Here is a 5,403-nt window from a genome sequence, read left to right on the forward strand (position 1 = left end):
ACCACCGGCGCCGACCGGGCCACCACCGCCGCGTGGCTGCGCCGGGCCGACGTCTCCCCGCAGGCGCTGCCCCGCGACCTCACCGCCGAGCAGTGGGCGCGGGTGTGGCACTCCGCCTCGTCCACGCGGACCCGCCACGTGGAGCAGGCAAAACCGGACGGCATCAGCTGACACTTGCATATGTAGCCGAAAGAGACAGCACAGTTTGAAGTCAGATTCTGCTAGCATCTCGTGCCATGAAAACGATCACGTTGCGGCTGTCCGACGCGGCGTACGCGGCGGCCAAACACCACGCCGAGATGGAGCACAAGTCGATGAACGCCTGGATCGAGACCCTTCTCGACGCCGAGGACATGCGCCGTCGGTGTGCCGAACACGGGGAATGGATGGCGGGCGATCCGGACGCGGTGGCCTTCGCCGAAGCCTGGGCCGACCGCAACTACGACGAGCTGGCGCAGCGGTGAGCGGTCCGCGCCGGGGCAGTGTCTGGACCACCGACGGCGGGGTCACGGTTCTCGTGTTGTCCTCGACCGTCTACAACGAGATCGGCAGTGAGCCCACCGTGGTCGTGGTGCCGGTGTTCGACCGGGAGCCGGGCAGTGGATTCGGGGTTTCGCTCGGGGAAGACCGGTGGGCGGTGGCGGGTCTGGTAACCAGTCTCCGCAAGGCGCGATTGCGCGAGGAACGGGAGCCGGTGGACACACAGACCTTGACCGAGGTCAACACCATCTTGTTCAAGATTCTCGCTACCCCCGAACGCTGATCCGGCCGTGGCGGAGGGACCGGCCACCCGGGAGTTGTCGTGGAACCCACGACAACTCCCGCGCACGCCGCTCACGGGAGAGCGGTTGCTGCTCGTTCTTCACGTTCGGCTTCACCGCACGCCCCGACGGGCTGCACTGGGAGGTCTCGGTCCCGGAGGCGCACGTGCCCGTCCTGGACGCGTTGGCCGGGCGGGCCGCGGAGGCCGTCCACGCGTTCCGCTGCCGGTGAAGGGGTCGGGGCCGGCCGCCGATGGGCGCGGCCGGCCCCGACCCCGATTCCTCAGAGGCGTTCGGTCTCCGGCACCCGTTCGGGCTGACCGTCCCAGCACTGCACCCCATCGATGTCCGGCATCGACTCCCGCAGGAACACCGGGTCGAGCCCCCGGGCGCGCTGCTGCCGGTAGTCGTGCAGCAGCCGCACGGCGAGCATGCCGAGCGGGGCGACGGCGACGAGGTTGACCACCGCCATCAGGCCCATGGTGACGTTGGCGAAGTCCCACACCAGCTGCAGCGAGCTCACCGCGCCGAGGAACAGGATGCCGATCACGGCGAGCCGGAAGATCGGCAGCGCGCGCTCGTCGGTGGTGAGGTACCGCAGGTTGGCCTCGCCGTAGTAGAAGTTGCCGAGCACCGAGGTGAAGCACAGCAGCACCACGATGAACGTCAGCAGGTGCAGCGACCAGGTGCCGAGGGTGTTCTCCAGGGAGTTCTGCGTCAGCGCCGCGCCGATCTCCTCACCGTAGACGGGGTCGGAGGTGAGGATGATGAACGCGGTCACCGAGCACACGATCAGCGTGTCGAAGTAGACGCCGAAGGTCTGCGCCAGGCCCTGCTTGACCGGGTGGCTCACCCCGGCGGTGGCGCCCGCGTTCGGGGCCGAGCCCATGCCGGCCTCGTTGGAGAACATGCCGCGCTGGATGCCCTGCATGATGGCGGTGCCGACGGCGGCGGCGCCGACCTCGCGGAAGCCGAAGGCGGAGCCGACGATGTCGGCGAGCACGCCCGGCACCTGGTCGATGTTGATCCCGACCACCACCAGGCCCAGGAGCACGTAGAACAGGGCCATGAACGGCACCGTGGCCTGCGCGACGGTGGCGATGCGGCGCACCCCACCGAACACGACCAGCGCCACCACCGCGACCAGGGCCAGCCCGACCACCGGCGCCACCCAGCCCGCGGCGGTGTCGTCCCCGGTGGCCGCGGACACCGAGTTGCCGACCACGTCGGTGATGCTGTTGGCCTGCACCATGTTGAACGTCGCGCTGAACGTGAAGATCATGACGACCGCGAACAGCGTTCCCAGCCAGGGTTTCTTCAGGCCGTACCGCATGTAGTAGGCGGGGCCGCCGCGGTAGCCGGCGCGGTCGCGGACCTTGAACAGCTGCGCCAGCGTGGACTCGATGAACGAGATCGAGCCGACGACCATCCCCATGAGCCACATCCAGAACACCGCGCCCGGACCGCCGAGCGCGATGGCGATCGCCACACCCGCCACGTTGCCGGTGCCGACCCGGGCCGCCGCGGAGATGGAGAACGCCTGGAACGACGAGATCGCCCGTTTGCCGTCCGGGGCGCGTTCCGGGCTGCCGCGCAGGTTCCGGATCATCTCCGGGATCATCCGGAACTGCACGCCGCCGGACCGCACCGTGTAGTACACGCCGACCAGCGCCAGCAGCGGGATGACGAGATAGGTCCAGAACACGTCGTTGACCGCGTTGATCGCGTCCAACAGGAGGTTCGTGTCCTCTTCCTCCTCCATGCCACACTCCTTCGTCGGTGTCGGGGCAGACGGGACACCCGTGCCCCGTCGTCACCGCGCCGGTGAGGCGCCGAGGGATCGTACGCACTGCCGTGCCCGGGTGCGTACATCCTTTCGTCGTGGACCGGGAGTGTGAGACGGGTGTGCGTCCGTCCGGCGGAGCCGACGGTGGGACGTCAGGGTGTACCCGCACCGTCCGGGGCCGCGCGGTGCCGAGTGGTGTAGACCCCGGTGGGCACGGCGTGGTAGCCCTTCGCCCCGACCGTCCCGGCCAGCGGGCTGCGGGGCGCGTCCCCCGCGCGCACCCGGTCGACGACCGCTTGGAAGTCGTACCGCGGTTGCCAGCCGAGCTCCGCCCGGGCGCGGGCGCTGTCGTAGACGCGGTCCAGGGTGGGAAACATCCGCCAGCCCCAGCGGGCGTAGTCGTCGGCGACGTCGGGGAACCGGCGCCGGAACACCGCGGGCGCGTCGACGGCCAGCTCGGCGAGGTCGTCGCGGGTGAACGGGGTGGGGGCGCTGACGATGTAGCGGCCGAACCCGAGCGCGGGCGCCCGGTCGGCGGCGGCCAGGTGCGCCTCGACCACATCGGCGAGGTCCACCCTCCGGTACAGGAACTCGTTGACCTTGACGTTGGTGTCGTCGTAGGCGGCGCGGACCGTGTCGCGGTCGTCCTGTTCGGGGAAGAACCGGGAGGTGCGCAGCACCACCACCGGCAGGCCCTGCTCGCGGGCGGCGAGTTCACACAGGTCCTCGGCGGCGACCTTGGTGGCGCCGTAGATGTTGCGCACCACCGGACGGACGTCCTCGTCGATCCACGCGGCAGGCCCACCGGGTTGCGGGGTCAGTGCCCGGCCGAACGCGCTGGTGCTGCTGGTGAACACCAGGCCCGCCACCCCGGTCCCGGCGGCCGCTTCCAGCAGCGCCAGGGTGCCGGAGACGTTGGTGTCGACGAAGTCCCGCCGACGGTGGGAGGTGACGTGCGGCTTGTGCAGCGTGGCGGTGTGCAGCACCCGGGTGATGCCGTCCAGGGCGCGGTGCAGCACGTCGGGGTCGGTGACCGAGCCGACCACGTCGGTGTGCGGCGAGGGCAGCGTGTCCAGCCCGACCGCGGGCACGCCCCGGTCGCGCAGGGTCCGTACCAGCGCCTCCCCCAGGTGTCCGGCGCTGCCGGTGACCAGGTACCTCTCCATGATCGGAGACCGTAGCAGCGAGGGACGGGGCTCGTACCCGGAATCGACCGGGCCGACCGGGGACACCCGCTCGGAACTGATCTCTCGGACGGGGCTGCCGGTGTCGGCGCTGTCAGCGTCCGCGCTGTCAGCGTCCGTGCTGCGGCGGCCGGGAGTCCGGCGCCGAAATGATCCTGGTGCGTCACCTCGAGGACCGGGGTTTCACCGTGGAGGGGACGAAACGATCCGGACAACGCAGGTCCACCGCGTGCCCCCTGACCGGATGAGCGCGGCGCCGGGGACGCGACACGGGCGGGACCGTGCCGGTATGGTCACTGCTTCCGGACTCGGTCCGTGGTCGTCCGGCCGCACCTCGTGAGGTGTTTCGGCCGGCGCGGGTCGGGGGACACGACCCGGTGACAACGACACACCCGCACAACCCCGCGGGGGCCACACACGTCCTTCCGGGGGAGTCGAGCTTGGTGGATTCTTTCGGAGGTGTGATGCGTTCCCGACAGACGCGTGCGACGGCCGCCGGGATCGGGGTCGCCGCGGTGACCGCGGCGGCGACCGTGTCGGTGACACCGGCGGCCAGTGCCGACCCGGCCCCGCCGCCCGAGTGCGGGCCGGCGTGCGAGCGGGTGGTCGATGTGGTGTTCCCGGAGAGCGCGCGGTTCGCGGCGTGGCGGGACACCTCGGCACCCGGCGGGCGGGCCGTGCTCGCGTACTACGTCGCCGACGAGCTGCACGACAGCACGGTGTTGGAGCACCGTGACGTCACCGGCGGCGACTGCGGACGGCAGGGCGACGCGTGGCGCTGCACCGTCGGGTTCGACGAGGCCATGCACGGCTCCGGCGCGTTGACCGCCCTGCTCACCGGGGACGACGGCATCACGGTCAGCGACGAACTGGTCGGCAACGCCCCCGGGGCGGAGCTGGTACGGCTCAACGGCGACGACCGGCCCGATCTGGCGCTGCGGCAGAGCACCTACGAACCGAACTACGCGGAGGCGCCGCAGTACTGGGAGACCTACGTCGAGGTGGGCGGCACGTTCCTGCGCACCGGCTGCACCACCCCGCGGCACGACGACGCCCCCACCCCGACGGAGCCCGCCTACGGCAGCTGCTCCCACCCGGGATGGTCCGGCGCCACCCTGTCCGGCACACCCGTGTGACCCGGACGGTCGCGAAGCCGCCCCGATCGTCGGTGGGCCGTGCCACGATGCCCCGATGAACTCCGACACACCGAAGGACTACATCGACGTACTGCCCGGCGCGGCCACCGGACTGAAGACGGTGGCCGCCGGGATCGGGCCCGACGTGTTCACCAACCCCACGCCGTGTGAGGTCTACGACGTGCGCGGGTTGGCCAACCATCTGTTCTACTGGGCGCCGGTGCTGACCGCCGCCGGGCGTGGGGAACCGGCGCCGAGCGACCGCCCCGCCGAATCGGACGTGGACCTGGCCGGGCCGGACTGGCCCGACCGGGTTCCCGCGGTGGTGGACGAGATCGTCGCGGCGTGGTCGTCGCCGAGCGCGTGGCAGGGCACCGCCCGGTACGGCACGACCGACCTGCCCGCCACGGTGGCGGGCTCGATCGTGCTGGTGGAGCTCGTCGTGCACGGGTGGGACCTCGCCCGCGCGACCGGGCGGGACTACCCGGTCGATCCGGCCGCCGCCGACGCCGCCCTGGAGATTCTGGGATGGCTGG

At 71.2% G+C, this 5,403-nt stretch carries 6 protein-coding genes; 4 read left to right on the forward strand and 2 right to left on the reverse strand.

All coding sequences use genetic code 11. The features are described 5' to 3' along the window. Positions 1–236: 236 nt before the first annotated feature. On the forward strand, positions 237–464 hold the full coding sequence (locus SACPADRAFT_RS0207560; protein ID WP_007026301.1) for a toxin-antitoxin system HicB family antitoxin: 228 nt from the start codon (positions 237–239) through the stop codon (positions 462–464). Next, a complete protein-coding gene (locus SACPADRAFT_RS0207565) occupies positions 461–763 on the forward strand; it encodes a type II toxin-antitoxin system PemK/MazF family toxin (protein ID WP_007026302.1) in 303 nt (100 codons plus the stop codon). Before SACPADRAFT_RS0207560 ends, SACPADRAFT_RS0207565 begins: the two co-directional genes overlap by 4 nt. Positions 764–1,044: 281 nt before the next feature. On the opposite strand, the gene SACPADRAFT_RS0207570 is transcribed toward SACPADRAFT_RS0207565, so the two are convergent. Together SACPADRAFT_RS0207570 and SACPADRAFT_RS0207575 are read right to left on the reverse strand one after the other, a co-directional pair. Further along, positions 1,045–2,523, reverse strand: a complete 1,479-nt coding sequence (locus SACPADRAFT_RS0207570; protein WP_007026303.1) for an alanine/glycine:cation symporter family protein — start codon at positions 2,521–2,523, stop codon at positions 1,045–1,047. A 176-nt stretch (positions 2,524–2,699) separates the two neighbouring features. Beyond that, on the reverse strand, positions 2,700–3,713 hold the full coding sequence (locus SACPADRAFT_RS0207575) for an NAD-dependent epimerase/dehydratase family protein (RefSeq protein ID WP_007026304.1): 1,014 nt from the start codon (positions 3,711–3,713) through the stop codon (positions 2,700–2,702). Between the two features lie 482 nt (positions 3,714–4,195). Here SACPADRAFT_RS0207575 and SACPADRAFT_RS0207580 point away from each other — a divergent pair, with 482 nt between their 5' ends. Both SACPADRAFT_RS0207580 and SACPADRAFT_RS26150 read left to right on the forward strand, forming a co-directional pair. Beyond that, a complete protein-coding gene (locus SACPADRAFT_RS0207580) occupies positions 4,196–4,867 on the forward strand; it encodes a hypothetical protein (RefSeq protein ID WP_007026305.1) in 672 nt (223 codons plus the stop codon). 55 nt (positions 4,868–4,922) lie between these two features. Next, on the forward strand, positions 4,923–5,403 hold a 481-nt coding region (locus SACPADRAFT_RS26150; protein WP_007026306.1), incomplete at its 3' end, for a TIGR03086 family metal-binding protein.

The organism is Saccharomonospora iraqiensis subsp. paurometabolica YIM 90007, from assembly GCF_000231035.2.
Classification (GTDB): Bacteria; Actinomycetota; Actinomycetes; order Mycobacteriales; family Pseudonocardiaceae; genus Saccharomonospora; species Saccharomonospora paurometabolica.